Genomic DNA, 14,947 nt, shown 5'->3' with positions numbered 1-14,947 from the left:
GAATAATATTAAGAGTGCTAAAACTTTGAAGCGGAGGTGAGAAACAAAATGGCAACTAAAAAACCAGAGAAACAGCCAAGAGTTGTGGTATTTTCAACGCCAAGCTGCCCATGGTGCAATAGAGTAAAGCAGTATTTAAGACAGCACGGCATAAAATTTAAAGATGTTGATGTATCAAGAGATAGAAGAGCAGCAGAAGACATGGTTAGACGAACAGGTCAAACTGGTGTACCAGTAGTTTTAATAGGTTCGAAGGCTATTGTAGGCTTTGATAAACCAAAGATAGATAAATATCTCGGTTTGAGGTGATTTATGATTTACGATGATGAGATGGAAACCCTGCCAAGGGAAGCATTAGAAGCACTACAATTAAAAAGGCTCCAACATACGGCTGAAAGGGTTTATAACCTTGTTCCTTTTTATAAAAGGAAATTCGATGAAGCTGGCGTAAAACCAGAAGATATAAAAAAACTTGACGATTTAAAAAGACTGCCATTTACAACAAAGCAAGATTTAAGGGATAACTATCCGTTTGGCCTTTTCACCATTCCACTTGAACAGGTTGTAAGGGTTCATGCATCAAGTGGAACAACAGGCAAACCAACAGTTGTAGGGTATTCAAAAAGAGACATAGAAGTCTGGTCTGAGTTAATGGCACGTTCATTTGCTGCAGCAGGTGTAAGCAGAGGCGATATTATTCAAAACGCATACGGATATGGCCTATTTACAGGCGGATTGGGTGCACATTACGGCGGCGAAAGGTTAGGTGCAACTGTTATACCAATATCCGGCGGCAACACAAAAAAACAGATAATGATAATGAAAGACTTTGGTTCCACGGTTCTAACAGCAACACCATCTTATACTCTATATCTTGCAGAGACTCTAAAAGAGATGGGCATAAGTAGAGATGAAATAAAATTGAGAGTCGGCATCTTAGGTGCTGAACCGTGGAGTGAAGAGATGAGAAGAATGATAGAAGAAAAACTTGGTATTGATGCAATAGATATATATGGATTAAGCGAAATATTAGGCCCTGGTGTTGCCATCGAGTGTATAGAAGCAAAACACGGGCTTCACATTTGGGAAGATGCCTTTATACCAGAGATAATAGACCCAGAAACAGGAGAAGTTCTACCAGATGGTGAAGAAGGTGAACTTGTAATAACCACTATACTAAAAGAAGCTATACCTTTAATCAGATACAGAACAAGAGACATAACAAGAATAATCAAAGAGCCATGCAAATGTGGAAGAACACACAGAAGAATTGAGCGTATCAAAGGCAGAACAGACGACATGCTCATCATAAGGGGTGTCAATATCTTCCCAAGTCAAATAGAAGCTTTGCTTATGGAAACAGAAGGCGTAGAACCACACTATCAGCTAATCGTTGATAGAATCAACAACCTTGATACGCTTGAAGTAAAGGTTGAAGTCAGTGAAAAGATGTTCTCAGATGAAATCAGACACCTGCAAAAACTCAAAGAAAGGATAGAGAAAGACATAAAAGACTTATACGGAATAACGGTAAAGGTAACATTGGCAGAACCAAAGAGCTTGCAAAGATTTGAAGGAAAGGCAAAAAGGGTTATAGATAAAAGAAAGATTTAGGAGTCAAAGATGAAAAGAATTAGACAGATTTCTGTATTTGTTGAAAACAGACCGGGCAGACTGCTTGAAGTTGTTGAACTTTTAGGAAAACACAGCATAAACATAAAGGCTCTATCTTTGGCTGACTCAACCGACTTCGGCATAGTAAGACTCGTTGTAAAAGGCACCGACGATGCAATAAGGGTATTAAAAGAAAACGGCTTTACAATAGCAGAAACACACATCATAGCCTGCATGATTGATGACAAACCCGGAGCTTTGGCAAATGTTCTAAAAATACTCGCAGATAACCAGATAAACATTGAATACATGTATGGATTCGCATCACCAATTGAAGGTAAAGCCGTAATGGTCTTTAAGTTTTCAGAAACAGAAAAGGCAGAAAAAATCTTATCGGAAAACAACATACAGATGCTTTCTCAAGAAGAGATAAGAGAAATTTAAGGGGGGAATAAAATGAAAAAAGTCTTGGCGGGAGTTGTGGCGGTTTTATTGCTTTTTAGTCTATCTGCACAGGCAAAGGTAATAAAGATAGGTGCTTTAGTTTCTATAACAGGGCCAACTTCATTCTTAGGTGAACCAGAGAAAAACACACTTCAAATGCTCGCTGACAAGATAAACAAAAATGGTGGGATAAACGGAAACAAGATAAAACTCATTATCTATGATACAAAAGGAGACCCATCTTCAACCGTCATACTCACAAGAAAACTCATCTACTCTGACAGGGTTGATGCAATTATAGGCCCTACAAGGAGTGGTTCAACCCTTGCTATAATACCCTTCATTCAAAGGGCTCATATTCCACTTATATCTATGGCTTCAAGCTATAAAATTACAACACCAACAAAGAGATGGGTATTTAAAACGGCGCCGTCAGATAGTCTTGCTGTAGAAAGACTGTATAGCTACTTACAAGATCACAACATACACAAGGTAGCCATCCTAACAGCAGAGACGGGCTTTGGAGAAAGCGGAAGAGAAGAGCTAAAAAAACTTGCACAAAAATACAACATAACAATCTTAAGGGATGAGACATTTGGTGCAACAGACACAAACATGACAAGCCAATTAATAAAAATAAAAAACACCAAAGGCGTTCAAGCCATAATCTGTTGGGGAACAAACCCAGGTCCTGCATCAGTTGCAAAAAACGCAAAAGAGCTAAACATAAAGATACCACTATTTATGAGTCATGGTGTTGCATCAAAAAGGTTTATTCAGCTTGCAGGTAAATCAGCTGAAGGCATTATCTTGCCTGCTGGAAAACTACTCGTTGCAGAGCAACTTCCAAAGACAGACCCACAAAGGGCTGTTCTTTTGAAATACAAAGAAGAGTATGAGAAAACATTTGGGCCTGTATCAACATTTGGTGGCCATGCTTACGATGCCTTCATGATGCTTGTAAAGGTTATAAAAGAAGGTGCTCAAACACCTGCTCAGATAAGGGACAGCCTTGAAAAGATAAAAAACTTCGTTGGTATAACGGGTGTATTCACATACTCAAAAGACGACCATGCTGGCTTAGACCCGAGCGACTTCTGTATAGTTAAAATAGAAAATGGTTCGTGGAAGCTTATTGCTTATTGATTTTAAGCTGACCTTTTTTCATAAGGTATTTCTGAAAGATGCTTGCAGCCTTTTTGGGTTGCATTTTTGATATTATTGCACCAGCCTGCCTGGGTCTCATAAAAACGAGAATCTGGGCGGCTGTCTCTTCATCCATATTTGACAACTCATCAGCTGCAGCCTGTGGCTTTGCAGCAGCATAAATCTGGGCAAGTTTTTTTATCTTCTCTGTTGCTATCTGCTTTTGTAAGGATTCAAGTTCCTTCTGTTTCTGCTGAATATACGCATCAACCTGCTTTTTTATATTTGCATAATAATCGTCTGCTTCCTTCTTCTTTTTCTTAACATACTCATCTGTCTGTTTCTTTAAAGCTTGAAGCTCCTTCTTCTCTTTATCCAGCTGACTTTTAAGTTTTTCGAGCTTTGCTATCTTTTTATTAAGCAAACTCTCAAGGGTTTTTAGCTCATTTATCTTATCAACTATGTTGCTTAAATTCCTATTGCTGTTTTCTGCATAGACAGGAGCATGTATGATGCTAACTGCCATTAGCAAGCTTAGAAGCAACCTTAACAGACGCAATCTCATCTAAAAATCTCATCTCCTTTTTAGAGATTTCTTCCTTAAACTCTTCGAACTTTTTCTCTTTTAACTTCTCAAGCTTCTTCTTCTCTTTCAACAGCTCAGCAGCTTCTTTAATTAGTTTCTCTTTCTCCTTCTTGAGCATCTCTATCTCAAACTCAACCACCTTTATGGCAACATCTGTCTTTTCCACATTCTCGTTTAAAAACATAATCATTCTGCTGTCAGGTCTCTTTGAAGTCAAAATCTCAAAAATCTTTTTTCTCCGCTGATTATTCTCATCTAAAAGCTTATCTCTCTCTGCTTCTTTCTCTTTTATCTTCGCATCAAAGCGCGCTATCTGAAGTCTTTTCTCATCAAGCAACTTTGATTTTATTTTCAAAAGCTTCTCAAACTTAAAAACAAACATCAGCTAAATATTGACTCCATCAGTTTTAAAGTGTCATCAAACGAAAAACTCTCTTCTATCTTCTGAGCAAGAAAATTCTCAACCCTATCTATGTATTTAAGTGCTTCATCTATATCTTTATTGCTTCCTTTCACATAAGCGCCTATGTTGACCAAATCCTCAGCATCTGCATAAACAGACAGAACTTTTCTTATCCTTAAAGCGAGTTGCTTATGTTTCTCGTCGGCTATTGAATTCATCAGCCTTGATATGCTTTTCAAAACATCTATCGCAGGATACCTGCCCTTCTCTGCTATCTTTCTTGACAAAACGATATGTCCGTCAAGTATAGAACGGGATGCATCAGCTATAGGCTCCATCAAATCATCACCATCAACCAAAACCGTATAGATAGCCGTAATGGAACCGTTTTTAAAATTGCCTGCTCTTTCCATGAGTCTTGGCAGAAGTGTAAAAACACTCGGTGTATAGCCCTTTGTTGTTGGTGGCTCACCAACAGCCAAACCTATCTCTCTCTGAGCCATAGCAAATCTCGTGGCAGAATCCATCATAAGCATCACATCGGCACCCTGGTCTTTGAAAAACTCAGCAATAGCCGTTGCAACAAACGCACCTTCCCTTCTTAAAAGTGGTGCTTCATCGCTTGTTGCAACCACAACCACACTTCTTTTTAGACCTTCTTCTTTTAAATCCTTCTCGATAAACTCTCTAACTTCCCTGCCACGCTCACCAATAAGGGCAATCACATTTACATCAGCTGAACTATTCCTTGCTATCATACCCATAAGTGTGCTTTTACCAACACCACTACCTGCAAATATACCAACTCTCTGTCCTTTTCCTATGGTCAAAAGTCCGTCTATGGCTTTAACACCAACGCTTAAAGGCTCCTTTATTATCTCCCTTTCAAGCGGTGGAACAGGCTTTGGATAAACGGGATAAAAGCTATCTATTCTGATAGACCCTTTGCCGTCTATGGGTCTACCTAAAGCATTAACAACTCTTCCCAAAAACTTCTCACCAACGGGAACGGATAATCCCCTTCCTTCGGATTTTACAAGGCTTTCGGCTTTAATCCCGTCAAGTGTGCCAAGTGGCATTAAAACAACTCCATCTTCATCAAACCCAACAACTTCACTATCTATCCAGCCGTTATCTGTCTCTATTTTGCATACATCACCTATCTTAACATTTTTGGGACCCGTCGATTTAATCGTCAAGCCAGAAACCTTTTTAACCCTACCATAAGTTATGACAAGGTTGGACTTCTCAAGTGCTTCTTTAATTCTTAATATTTTACTCATTTACAAGTGAACCCTTAATCTGCTTTAGTTTTGTATCCACGCTTGCATCTATCACATTGCCGTTTGCTTCTTCTATAATGAGAGAACCCTTTGATAGTTTATCATCTTCGACAATCTCTATGTTCTTATTGCTACCAAGAGAGCTGATATTCACATTTTTGGCATCATCTGGATGCATCTTGAGTTTTATCTTATCAGACTCAACGATTCCCAATGCTTCTTTAACCATATTATTTATTGCATCCTTATTCTGAACAAGTTCGCCCGCTATTACTTTTTTTGCAATCTGCAAAACCATATCCGTTGCGGCATTCTCAAGCTCTTCGTATCTCCTTGATATCTCAGCGGCTGTATCTATCAGTTTTGCTATCGCCTGCTGCATCTTTGCCGTATACTCTTCAATCGTCTTATCAAAAATCCCTTTGGCATCCTTTAGCCCTTTCTCATATCCTTCCTTATAACCAAGTTCAAACCCTTCTTTCTTTGCCTGCTCTTTTATTAGTTGTGCTTCCTTTAGAGCTTCCTGTTTTGTTGTCTCTATTATAGTCTGAAGCTGTCTTTTTATCTCTTCTTTATCAAACGCTATAGCCTGCTCTTGATTTTCCTGATTGTTTTTTGCACCTTGAGAGTCTGTCTGAGCACTATTAGAAGCACTCTCACTTTCATGTTTTTCTAACTCTTCTGACTCAAACCCTTCATCATCGAAATCTTCGAATACAAACTCTTCAACTTCAATAGGCATTAAACGACGACCTCCTCGCCACCGCCGCCTATGGAGATAACACCTTCTTCGTCAAGCTTCCTTACTATATCAACAATAACCTTCTGTGCACGCTCAACATCCTTAACCTTAACAGCACCCAAGAATTCAAGCTCTTCTTTGAGAGTTTCAGCAGCACGCGAAGACATATTTTTAAAGAACTTATCTTTAAGCTCGTCAGATGCGCCCTTCAATGCCATAATAAGGTCTTTCTTATCAACATGTTTGAGAAGTTCTTGAATATCCGTATCGCTGAGCTTGATAATATCTTCGAAAACAAACATCATATCCCTTATCTGACTTGCAAGGTCTGGATTATGCTCAGCTATAGCATCAATTAAGGCTTTAGACTCAACCCTACCCATTCTGTTAATAATCTCTGAAACCTTCCTAACACCACCAAGTTCAATATTAGAGCCACTGACACTTTCAAGCTTATGCTCCAAAATCTCAGAGACATGTTTTATAACCGTCGGCGATATATTCTCAAGTGATGCCATTCTAAGCGTAACATCGGCCTGAAGCTCCTTAGGTAAAAGGCTCAAAACTTCAGCTGCCGTTGACTGGTCAAGATGGGCAAGAATAATAGCAATCGTCTGCGGATGTTCGCTCTGTATAAATTTAACCAACTGCTTTGGGTCTATATTCTCAAGATAATCAAAACCATAGCTCGATTCCATCATCTTTATAAGCTTGTCTATAATTCTCTGGGCTTCTTCTGGGCCTAATGTCTTAACCAAAATCTCCTTCGCATACTCAAGGCCACCAACACTCATAAACTCTTTAGCCTTGAGCATCTTGTAAAACTCATCAACGACCTCGCGGATTATCTTTGGGTCAATTGTCTTCATAAAGGCTATCTCTTTCGAGATGGCTTCTATGTCTTGCTTAGGTAAGTGTGCCAAAACCTTTGCAGACAAATCGTCGCCAAGAACAATCGTAAGAATTGCTGCTTTCTGATGTGGCGTCAAATCTTCGCTGGTTTTTATATCAGCTGCACTCTTTTGCGCTGGCATATATCACCCCTTTGGTTTTGATGCAAGAAGTGTCTTTATTAGACTTGCTACCTCTTCTGGGTTCTGTTGGGCTGCTTCTCTTATCTTCTCTTCCATCATACTGCTTCTAATCTTCTCTTCGTCAACAACCTCTTCTTCTTCAAGTTTCGATGCTATTTCTTCTTCAATCTCTTTAATAGTCTTACCCTTAACTTTTTCTTCTTCTATCTCTTCCGTTTCTTTTCCTTCTTCGGCTTTCATTTCTTCTTCTTTTTCAACCTTAGGTAAACTTGCCGTCATAACATTCTTGATAAATCTCCTTAAGAACAAGAAGTAAAAGAGAGCAAGAAGCAAAGCTACTAAAGCATATTTATAATATGAAGCTACATTAATAACCATATTCCCGCCACCAAGTATGGAATTTCCCATATTACCCCCTTTTGTTGATGCAAACTTCATACAGGTTACGGTTACTTTATCACCTCTGTTTTTGTTATATCCAATTGCACTCATCACCGCTTGCTGGATAGCCGCTATCTCACTTTGGGGTAGCGGTTTGAATTTATAACCTGTTATTTTGCCTTTTTTATTCTTTATAGGTTCATACATACCATCAACAACAACAGCAGCCGAAACGCTCTTTATTTTTATAAGAGGCTCCTCTGTCAAAGTTTCCGTTCTTCCTACATCGTAATTGGTAATGGTCTTTGACTTACTGCTCTTAGATACCTGAGATTGAGTAGTAGTGTTATTGCCAATGTTTGATATGACTCCCGGCACTCCACCATTTACGGGTGTAGTCGTAGAAGACTCTTCGCTCTCTTCTGATACAACAACGCTATTCGGGTCATAGGTTATTGACTTTTTCTTTACTCTACTTAAATCCAAATCAACATTCACACTTACAACAAATTTATCCTTTCCTAAAATAGGTTGAAGCAAGTTCTTTATCCTTTGAGTGTATTGCTGTTCCACTATCTGCTTATACTTAAGCTCATTTGCCGTAAGTAGCTGCTCTTGAGACGAATTTATGGAGAGAAGATTACCTTCCGAATCAACAATTGTAACATCTTTGTAAGACAAACCTGGAACGGCTGCAGCAACAAGTCTTTGAATGGCAAGTATCTGGTCTCTGCTTAATGGTCTATAAAGGTCAAGCACAATACTCGCTGTCGGTGGTTGTTGTCTCTCTGTAAATATTGTAGGTTTTGGGATTGCTATATTTACCCGTGCAGACTTAACTTCTGCTATATTCTCAATGGTTCGAGTCAATTCTCCTTCCAAAGCTCTTATGTAATTTATATTTTCAACGAACGGTGTCGTGCCAAAATTCTGTTTATCAAATATTTCAAAGCCAACAACGCCGTGTTTTGGAAGGCCAGCAGCAACAAGGTCCAACCTTAGGCTATACACCATATCTTTTGGAACTTCTATAACAGAACCGCCATTTTCAAGTTTGTACTTGATTCCATGTTGATTTAGATAAGATACAATGTCCGCTGCATCCTTAGCATTAAGATTGGTGAACAAAGGAGCATAACTTACCCTGCTTGCCATTGCAAAGATAAATATCAAACCTGCAAGCAAAACCCCCAACGATGAAAAAAGAACAATCCTTTGCTGTTTGCTCATGGAGTTATAGAATTTCTTTATCTGTTCAATAAATAACTTAAAATCCATACCCTATCAAATATAACAAAAATGGATATTTTGGCAACTAAAAACTATACCTGCATGCGCATTACTTCTTTGTAGGCTTCAATGGCTTTGTTGCGGATTTCTGTAAGAAGCTTCAACGAGATATCTGCTTTCTCTATAGCCATTACGGCATCTTGAATATTGTCCATTTTGCCGGCAGCTATATCTTTGATAGACTCATCTGCCCTATTCTGAAGCTTATTTACTTCATCGAGCGATTTCTTTAGTATCTCAGCAAAAGAATCACCTTCTGCCTTTTTGGTTTCGCTTTTCTTTATCTCTGAGCTATCTATCGGCTTAAGCGTAATATCTTTTATATCCATGCTAACTCCATTTTAAGAAAAAACAGAAAATTTTCAAGCCCTTAAAACACTTAGAGCCGACTGAACCATCTGTTTTGCCGAATCTATAACAGATGCATTCGCCTGATAAGTTCTCATTGCATCAATTAAATTTACCATCTCAACAACAGGGTTTATGTTGGGATATGCCACATACCCGTCTTTGTTTGCCAAAGGGTTTGATGGGTCATAAACGAGTTTTGGTGGCGTATCATCTCTAACTATGTCTGCAACTTTAACTTCCTTTAGAACATCTCCAAACTTATCATAATTAACAGCTTCGAACACAACATCTCTTCTTTTGTAAGGTCCACCTTCTTTTGTTTTTACACTATCGGCGTTTGCTATATTTGCAGATATAATGTTCATTCTGAGTCTTTGTGCACTCATGCCAGAAGATGCTATATTCAAACTATCAAACACGCTCATCGCTCAAACTCCTTAAATATTCTTAGAAGCTGAGATAACATCCCTATACTCATTAAACTTATACTTCTCAAAAGCCGTCAAGGCATTTACAAGCAGGGTATTTTTTGCAAGGTCAGTCAACTCTTTATCGAGCTTTACATTATTTTTGTCGTTTTTTGTTATATAATCGTTTTTATCTGGTTTTATGAGATAATCCATACCGCCACTTGAGTCATCTATATGTTTTGGGTCAGTTTTTTTCAATTTTAACTCACTATCTGCAATATCAAGCACATCTTTAAACGGAATATGTTTTGCCTTATAGTTAGGTGTATCGGCATTTGCTATGTTGCTTGCTATCACATCCTGCCTTAAAACGGCAATATCAAGCGCTTTTTTTAAGTAAGTAAAAGTTGAATCACCCAAGAATGCCATCTTTTTCACCTCCACCTATTCCTTAGCAAAAAACATTCCCTTAAATATCTCCATCGTTTGACTTAGATTTTATTATATGATAGAAAATAACGAGTGGGGTGGTGAATGGATTTACTCATTAAAGCATTCGACTTATCAAACAAGATAACAAACAGAGAATACCTGAGCGATAACTGGAAGTCTATACTTGATGGTGTAGCTGAGCTATTCGGCGTCGATGGCGCATTTATAGGTCTATGGGAAGATGATGTAATACGATTCAAACATTCGTCTTTTTTTATGAGAGATAACTTCCCAAAAGAGAAATTTCCTGAGTTATATGAAGTTCCGCTAAAAAAAAGGAGACACTTTCACGAAAAATTAAAAAAGGATGGATTTATTAAAATATATAATTATCAAAAATACAAATACTCTTTAAAACCATGGATAAAAGTGGGTTTAAAATCTCTTCTTGCAGTTGCTATTCAAACAAAAAGCACTATATATGGTTCATTGCACCTTATAAGCTTAACAAAACACAAAAAGTTTTCGTCTGAGAAAGTTGAGGTTTTGAAAAAGATAGCAGATTCCATAGCATCGGAACTTGAGAAGCAGAGATACATAGAAGAAATAGAAAAAGAGAAAGAGAAAAATAAAAGACAGTTAGAATTTTTAAGTCTATTAGACCATCAACTAAAATACAAACTCTCTGCAAATTTCATTGCCGAAGCTTTAAAAAAAATAAAAGTAATGGTAAATGCAAATACGGCTTCTCTCCTTTTTGCGTCAGAAGATTTATACATCCAAGTAAACGACAGCACAGTTTTTGGAACAATAAATGATAGCAAAAACTCACCCATATATAACCTATGGAAAAATAATGCCACGGAAATTTCAGAAGCGTGCATACCACATTCAAAGTCGCCGTTTGCTGTATTTATACCAATAGTTTCATTCGACAGAGCCGTTGCTATATTCTGTTTCTCCTTTGACAAAGAACCGTCAAATGAATTTAAAAGAGAACTATCAAATCTTCAAATAGCCCTAACGCATTTTATATCCATAGTGCACACTTACAAAAATATAAAAATCGTCTCAAGTAAGCTTTCAGAAACAGAAGAAGGTTTGATAGAAGCATTCGTCTCTGCAACGGAAGCAAAAGATGTCTATACAAAGGGACACTCAGAACATGTCGCTGTATATTCCAAAATAATAGCAAAAAAGTTAGGACTCGACATTCACCAACAAGAGATGATATACAATGCTGGTCTCTTGCACGACATAGGTAAAATAGGTATACCTGATATGATTCTGCTCAAACCAACAGATTTAACACCATTCGAATACGAAATAATAAAATATCACCCAATAATATCATACGAAATTATAAAAAATGTCCCAAAATTCAGGTCAATAGCAACATGCATCAGACATCACCACGAAAAGATGGATGGGAGTGGTTATCCAGATGGGTTAAAAGGCGACCAGATTGAGCTTGGAGCAAGAATTCTTGCAATAGCCGATATATTTGATGCTTTAACAACAGACAGACCTTATAGGAAAGGTTTATCGCCAGAAGAAGCAATAAAAATACTCAAAGAAGAAAAAATAGACCAAAACATATTGAAAAAAGTGGAAAATGAATTAATAGAAGGCTTTTTAAAAGAGACAAGAATAAACAAAACATATCTACCGGAAGACATAGAGAAACTCAGAAGGGACATAATAGACTTTGATTTCATGACAGGATTAAAAAGACGGTCGTTTCTCATTCATAAAATAGACAAGCTAATAAAAGATAAAAAGCCTTTCACTCTTTTTATGGTTGACATAAAAAACACTTCTTATTTAAACTACAAATACGGTAGGGAAGTTGGTGATAAAATAATTATGTTTGTTGCAGAAGAACTAAAAAAAATTGCAAAAAAAGAAGCGCTTTCAAGAGTTGGCGCCGATTCATTCATGTTCATATACTTAAGCGAAAACGCTGAAGCATTCCAAAGCTTAATGGAGTGGGAATTAAAACAGGGCATAATAAAAAAGATAGAGAGCAAAAGCTGCATAATAAGTAAAGATGAAGCTAAAAAAATAATTGGTTGTCATATAACCTTTGCTCGTTTCCCACAAGAAGGAAAATCAGCAGAAGAGTTAATGTATATATGTTCCTTGAAAAAAAAGAAAAACGCCTATAAAAAGTATGCTGAACTTTTTGGTCAAGAAGCTATTTGAGCTCATTCCAACTTTCATAGGTATAACATTTATTATCTTTATTATAATTCATCTTGCACCGGGTAATCCAATAAATGCAGCGGGTGGTTTTAATCCAAATGTATCGGCAGAATCCTTAAAAAATATGGAAAAGATTTATCACCTAAATGAGCCGATTTATGTCCAATATTGGGATTGGCTTAAATCCTTCTTAAGCTTAAACTTAGGATACAGCCTTGTTGATGGTCAAAGCGTTGCAGAAAAAATTGCACAAAGATTACCCATAACCTTATTAATCAATGTCATAACACTTATACTATCATTAATCATATCTATACCAATAGGCGTCGTATCAGCCGTAAAAAAAGACTCTCTCATAGATAAATTTTTTACTTTTTTTGTTTTTAGTGGGTATGCTATGCCGTCGTTCTGGCTTGCTTTACTTTTAATGCTGCTTTTAAGCGTTCATTGGCACATTCTACCTTTGAGCGGTTTACACTCGTTCAATGCAAAAGCAGGCACATTTGCCTATTACTTAGACGAAGCAAAACACCTTGTTATCCCTATTTTCATAGGAGTGTTTGGCTCATTGGCTGGCTTTGCAAGGTATGTAAGAAGTGGCATGATAGATGTGTTGGATAAAGATTTCATAAAACTTCTATTTTTAAGAAAGATACCAACAAGAAAAATACTATACAAACACGCACTAAAAAACGCCCTTTTACCACTTATAACAATAATGGGATTATCAATACCATCTCTCATTGGTGGAAGTGTAATAATAGAGTCAATATTCGCTATTCCAGGTATGGGTCAGCTTTTTTACTTCTCAGCAATGGCACGAGACTACCCAACCGTAATGGGCATCTTAGCCATAAGCAGCATACTTACTCTCCTTGGCAACCTAATAGCAGACTTAACCTATGCCTTGGTTGACCCAAGGATAAGGTACTCTTGAAATCAAGTTTTTTCCGTCCTTGACATATCTAATCATTTATTTTACTATGATAAAGGAACTTTAATCATAGTTCAGTAAAACAAAGAGAAAAATTAGAACATGGATAAAGTATCTAAACAATGTTTAAGTTTTCCTGTAGAATTAGCAGACATAATAACTGACAACTTATATGTAGGGGTATACGTAACAGATAGCGATGGATACACAATTTATATCAATAAAGTTTACGAAGAAATGTCACAATTACCGAGAGAAAAGCTCTTAGGAAAAAATATGAAAGAGTTAGTAGAAAACAATTACTTCAGCGCATCCGCAACTTTGCTGGTTTTAAAGACAAGAAAACCAGCAGTAACAACATTCACAACAAGAACTAATAGAACACTCCTGTCTCATGGGAAACCTGTCTTTGATAAAAAAGGAAATATGACTTTTGTAGTAAATACAGTATACGATATATCTGAATTCGACAAATATATAGCCTACTTCGAAACCGACCACAACTTCAAGGAAAGGAGTTCTCCAGGTATAATAGCACATAGCCCAAAGATGATGGAAATAGTAGAATTGGCAATTAGAATATCAAAAATAGACTCTACCGTTTTAATAACAGGAGAATCTGGAGTCGGAAAAGAGATTTTAGCACGATTAATTCATAGTTTAAGTAAAAGAAAAAATAGACCTTTCATTAAGGTAAATTGTGCCGCTATACCTAATAATCTCATAGAATCCGAACTGTTCGGATACAAAGGCGGAGCCTTTACAGGTTCAAATCCAAAAGGTAAAAAAGGCATTTTTGAGGAAGCCAACAATAGCACAATATTTCTGGATGAGATAGGAGAAATACCTTTGGATGTACAAACAAAACTTTTACAAGTTCTACAAGATAAAGAATTTACAAAGTTAGGGTCAGTAAAACCAACAAAGGTAAATGTAAGAATAATAGCAGCTACCAACAAAAATTTAGAAGAAATGATTAAAAAGAATCTCTTTAGAGAAGATTTATACTACAGACTAAATGTAATACCAATACACATACCACCTTTAAGAGAAAGAAAAGAGGATATAGAACCCTTAACAAAATACATAACCGACAGATTAAATAAAAAATACGGATTAAATAAACGGATATCGAAAGACTTAATAAAACTGTTTCAAAATCTCCAATGGAAAGGAAATGTAAGAGAATTAGAAAACTATATAGAACGCCTAATGATTTTGACCAAGAGCAACACTATAACGAGAAATGATTACTACTCTCTTCTTAAAACAAAACAACTAAACATACAATTAGACTATAAAAAGGACAAGTGTCAAAAAGATTTAAAAATAATGCTCCATGAGTGCGAAGAAAAAATTCTAAAAGAGACAGCATTAAATTGCAAAAATATTCAAGAATTTGCGAAAAAACTCAATATTTCAAAATCAACAGCTGCAAGAAAAGCAAAAAAGTTCAAAATAAAGTTTCAAAAGTGAGATTTAAAGATTCAATTTTGAAACACGAAACATCCCTAAACAAACAGCAAAAAAACACCCATCTAACCTATATTAACTATCATAAACGATAAAAACCTCAAAAAACCTATTTAATACATTTTTAATAAATTCCACTCATAACAAGTATTTAAAGTTATATTCAAGTTTAGGAATCATATTTGCTCAATAAATAAACGAATATTTAATAAATTTAGG

16 protein-coding genes are annotated in these 14,947 nt (G+C 36.6%); 7 read left to right on the top strand and 9 right to left on the bottom strand.

Annotation, left to right across the window (positions count from 1 at the left end):
• Positions 1-48 precede the first annotated feature (48 nt).
• The 4 genes from G415_RS0100805 to G415_RS0100790 are packed head-to-tail and all read left to right on the top strand — an operon-like array spanning position 49 to position 3,204.
• Complete coding sequence (locus G415_RS0100805; protein ID WP_022669678.1) at positions 49-309, top strand: glutaredoxin family protein; 261 nt, start codon at positions 49-51, stop codon at positions 307-309.
• 3 nt (positions 310-312) lie between these two features.
• Positions 313-1,614, top strand: coding sequence for a phenylacetate--CoA ligase family protein (locus tag G415_RS0100800; RefSeq protein WP_022669677.1), 1,302 nt, complete (start codon positions 313-315; stop codon positions 1,612-1,614).
• A gap of 9 nt (positions 1,615-1,623) precedes the next feature.
• On the top strand, positions 1,624-2,058 hold the full coding sequence (locus tag G415_RS0100795) for an ACT domain-containing protein (protein ID WP_022669676.1): 435 nt from the start codon (positions 1,624-1,626) through the stop codon (positions 2,056-2,058).
• 12 nt (positions 2,059-2,070) lie between these two features.
• A complete protein-coding gene (locus G415_RS0100790; protein WP_022669675.1) occupies positions 2,071-3,204 on the top strand; it encodes an ABC transporter substrate-binding protein in 1,134 nt (377 codons plus the stop codon).
• On the opposite strand, the gene G415_RS09325 is transcribed toward G415_RS0100790, so the two are convergent.
• The 9 genes from G415_RS09325 to flgB are packed head-to-tail and all read right to left on the bottom strand — an operon-like array spanning position 3,191 to position 10,113.
• On the bottom strand, positions 3,191-3,769 hold the full coding sequence (locus G415_RS09325; RefSeq protein ID WP_155825405.1) for a MotE family protein: 579 nt from the start codon (positions 3,767-3,769) through the stop codon (positions 3,191-3,193). The two genes, G415_RS0100790 and G415_RS09325, sit on opposite strands and share 14 nt — an antisense overlap.
• Entirely contained in the window at positions 3,720-4,172 is a 453-nt protein-coding gene (locus G415_RS10565; protein WP_022669673.1) for a flagellar FliJ family protein, read from the bottom strand. Before G415_RS10565 ends, G415_RS09325 begins: the two co-directional genes overlap by 50 nt.
• Positions 4,172-5,476 carry a flagellar protein export ATPase FliI gene (gene fliI / locus G415_RS0100775; RefSeq protein WP_022669672.1) on the bottom strand — a complete coding sequence of 435 codons (1,305 nt, stop codon included), beginning with the start codon at positions 5,474-5,476 and terminating at the stop codon, positions 4,172-4,174. Before fliI ends, G415_RS10565 begins: the two co-directional genes overlap by 1 nt.
• Positions 5,469-6,218, bottom strand: coding sequence for a FliH/SctL family protein (locus G415_RS0100770; RefSeq protein WP_022669670.1), 750 nt, complete (start codon positions 6,216-6,218; stop codon positions 5,469-5,471). Before G415_RS0100770 ends, fliI begins: the two co-directional genes overlap by 8 nt.
• Positions 6,218-7,252 carry a flagellar motor switch protein FliG gene (gene fliG / locus G415_RS0100765; protein WP_022669669.1) on the bottom strand — a complete coding sequence of 345 codons (1,035 nt, stop codon included), beginning with the start codon at positions 7,250-7,252 and terminating at the stop codon, positions 6,218-6,220. The genes G415_RS0100770 and fliG overlap by 1 nt, the downstream gene beginning before the upstream one ends.
• Before the next feature lie 3 nt (positions 7,253-7,255).
• A complete protein-coding gene (gene fliF / locus G415_RS0100760) occupies positions 7,256-8,911 on the bottom strand; it encodes a flagellar basal-body MS-ring/collar protein FliF (protein ID WP_022669668.1) in 1,656 nt (551 codons plus the stop codon).
• A 44-nt stretch (positions 8,912-8,955) separates the two neighbouring features.
• Entirely contained in the window at positions 8,956-9,252 is a 297-nt protein-coding gene (fliE, locus tag G415_RS0100755) for a flagellar hook-basal body complex protein FliE (protein WP_022669667.1), read from the bottom strand.
• Positions 9,253-9,285: 33 nt separating this feature from the next.
• On the bottom strand, positions 9,286-9,699 hold the full coding sequence (gene flgC, locus G415_RS0100750; protein ID WP_022669666.1) for a flagellar basal body rod protein FlgC: 414 nt from the start codon (positions 9,697-9,699) through the stop codon (positions 9,286-9,288).
• A 12-nt stretch (positions 9,700-9,711) separates the two neighbouring features.
• Entirely contained in the window at positions 9,712-10,113 is a 402-nt protein-coding gene (gene flgB, locus G415_RS0100745) for a flagellar basal body rod protein FlgB (RefSeq protein WP_022669665.1), read from the bottom strand.
• 105 nt (positions 10,114-10,218) lie between these two features.
• Between flgB and G415_RS10560 the strand changes: the two genes are divergently transcribed.
• The 3 genes from G415_RS10560 to G415_RS0100730 all read left to right on the top strand — a co-directional run bounded on the left by G415_RS10560 (position 10,219) and on the right by G415_RS0100730 (position 14,731).
• Positions 10,219-12,321, top strand: coding sequence for an HD domain-containing phosphohydrolase (locus tag G415_RS10560; protein ID WP_022669664.1), 2,103 nt, complete (start codon positions 10,219-10,221; stop codon positions 12,319-12,321).
• Entirely contained in the window at positions 12,290-13,258 is a 969-nt protein-coding gene (locus tag G415_RS0100735; RefSeq protein ID WP_022669663.1) for an ABC transporter permease, read from the top strand. The genes G415_RS10560 and G415_RS0100735 overlap by 32 nt, the downstream gene beginning before the upstream one ends.
• A 99-nt stretch (positions 13,259-13,357) precedes the next feature.
• Positions 13,358-14,731: a sigma-54 interaction domain-containing protein gene (locus tag G415_RS0100730; protein WP_022669662.1), complete on the top strand. Its 1,374-nt coding sequence runs from the start codon at positions 13,358-13,360 to the stop codon at positions 14,729-14,731.
• Positions 14,732-14,947: the final 216 nt, after the last annotated feature.

Origin of the sequence: Hippea alviniae EP5-r (assembly GCF_000420385.1) — a bacterium.
Classification (GTDB): domain Bacteria; phylum Campylobacterota_A; class Desulfurellia; order Desulfurellales; family Hippeaceae; genus Hippea; species Hippea alviniae.
This window is presented reverse-complemented; position numbering and strand designations above follow the sequence as displayed.

Coding starts and splice junctions, on each gene's coding strand:
- flgB (WP_022669665.1), bottom strand. CDS start 10,113: ATGGCATTCTTGGGTGATTCAACTTTTACTTACTTAAAAAAAGCGCTT.
- G415_RS09325 (WP_155825405.1), bottom strand. CDS start 3,769: ATGAGATTGCGTCTGTTAAGGTTGCTTCTAAGCTTGCTAATGGCAGTT.
- G415_RS0100795 (WP_022669676.1), top strand. CDS start 1,624: ATGAAAAGAATTAGACAGATTTCTGTATTTGTTGAAAACAGACCGGGC.
- G415_RS0100805 (WP_022669678.1), top strand. CDS start 49: ATGGCAACTAAAAAACCAGAGAAACAGCCAAGAGTTGTGGTATTTTCA.
- G415_RS0100770 (WP_022669670.1), bottom strand. CDS start 6,218: ATGCCTATTGAAGTTGAAGAGTTTGTATTCGAAGATTTCGATGATGAA.
- flgC (WP_022669666.1), bottom strand. CDS start 9,699: ATGAGCGTGTTTGATAGTTTGAATATAGCATCTTCTGGCATGAGTGCA.
- G415_RS0100800 (WP_022669677.1), top strand. CDS start 313: ATGATTTACGATGATGAGATGGAAACCCTGCCAAGGGAAGCATTAGAA.
- G415_RS10560 (WP_022669664.1), top strand. CDS start 10,219: ATGGATTTACTCATTAAAGCATTCGACTTATCAAACAAGATAACAAAC.
- G415_RS0100735 (WP_022669663.1), top strand. CDS start 12,290: ATGCTGAACTTTTTGGTCAAGAAGCTATTTGAGCTCATTCCAACTTTC.
- fliI (WP_022669672.1), bottom strand. CDS start 5,476: ATGAGTAAAATATTAAGAATTAAAGAAGCACTTGAGAAGTCCAACCTT.
- fliE (WP_022669667.1), bottom strand. CDS start 9,252: ATGGATATAAAAGATATTACGCTTAAGCCGATAGATAGCTCAGAGATA.
- fliF (WP_022669668.1), bottom strand. CDS start 8,911: ATGGATTTTAAGTTATTTATTGAACAGATAAAGAAATTCTATAACTCC.
- G415_RS10565 (WP_022669673.1), bottom strand. CDS start 4,172: ATGTTTGTTTTTAAGTTTGAGAAGCTTTTGAAAATAAAATCAAAGTTG.
- G415_RS0100790 (WP_022669675.1), top strand. CDS start 2,071: ATGAAAAAAGTCTTGGCGGGAGTTGTGGCGGTTTTATTGCTTTTTAGT.
- fliG (WP_022669669.1), bottom strand. CDS start 7,252: ATGCCAGCGCAAAAGAGTGCAGCTGATATAAAAACCAGCGAAGATTTG.
- G415_RS0100730 (WP_022669662.1), top strand. CDS start 13,358: ATGGATAAAGTATCTAAACAATGTTTAAGTTTTCCTGTAGAATTAGCA.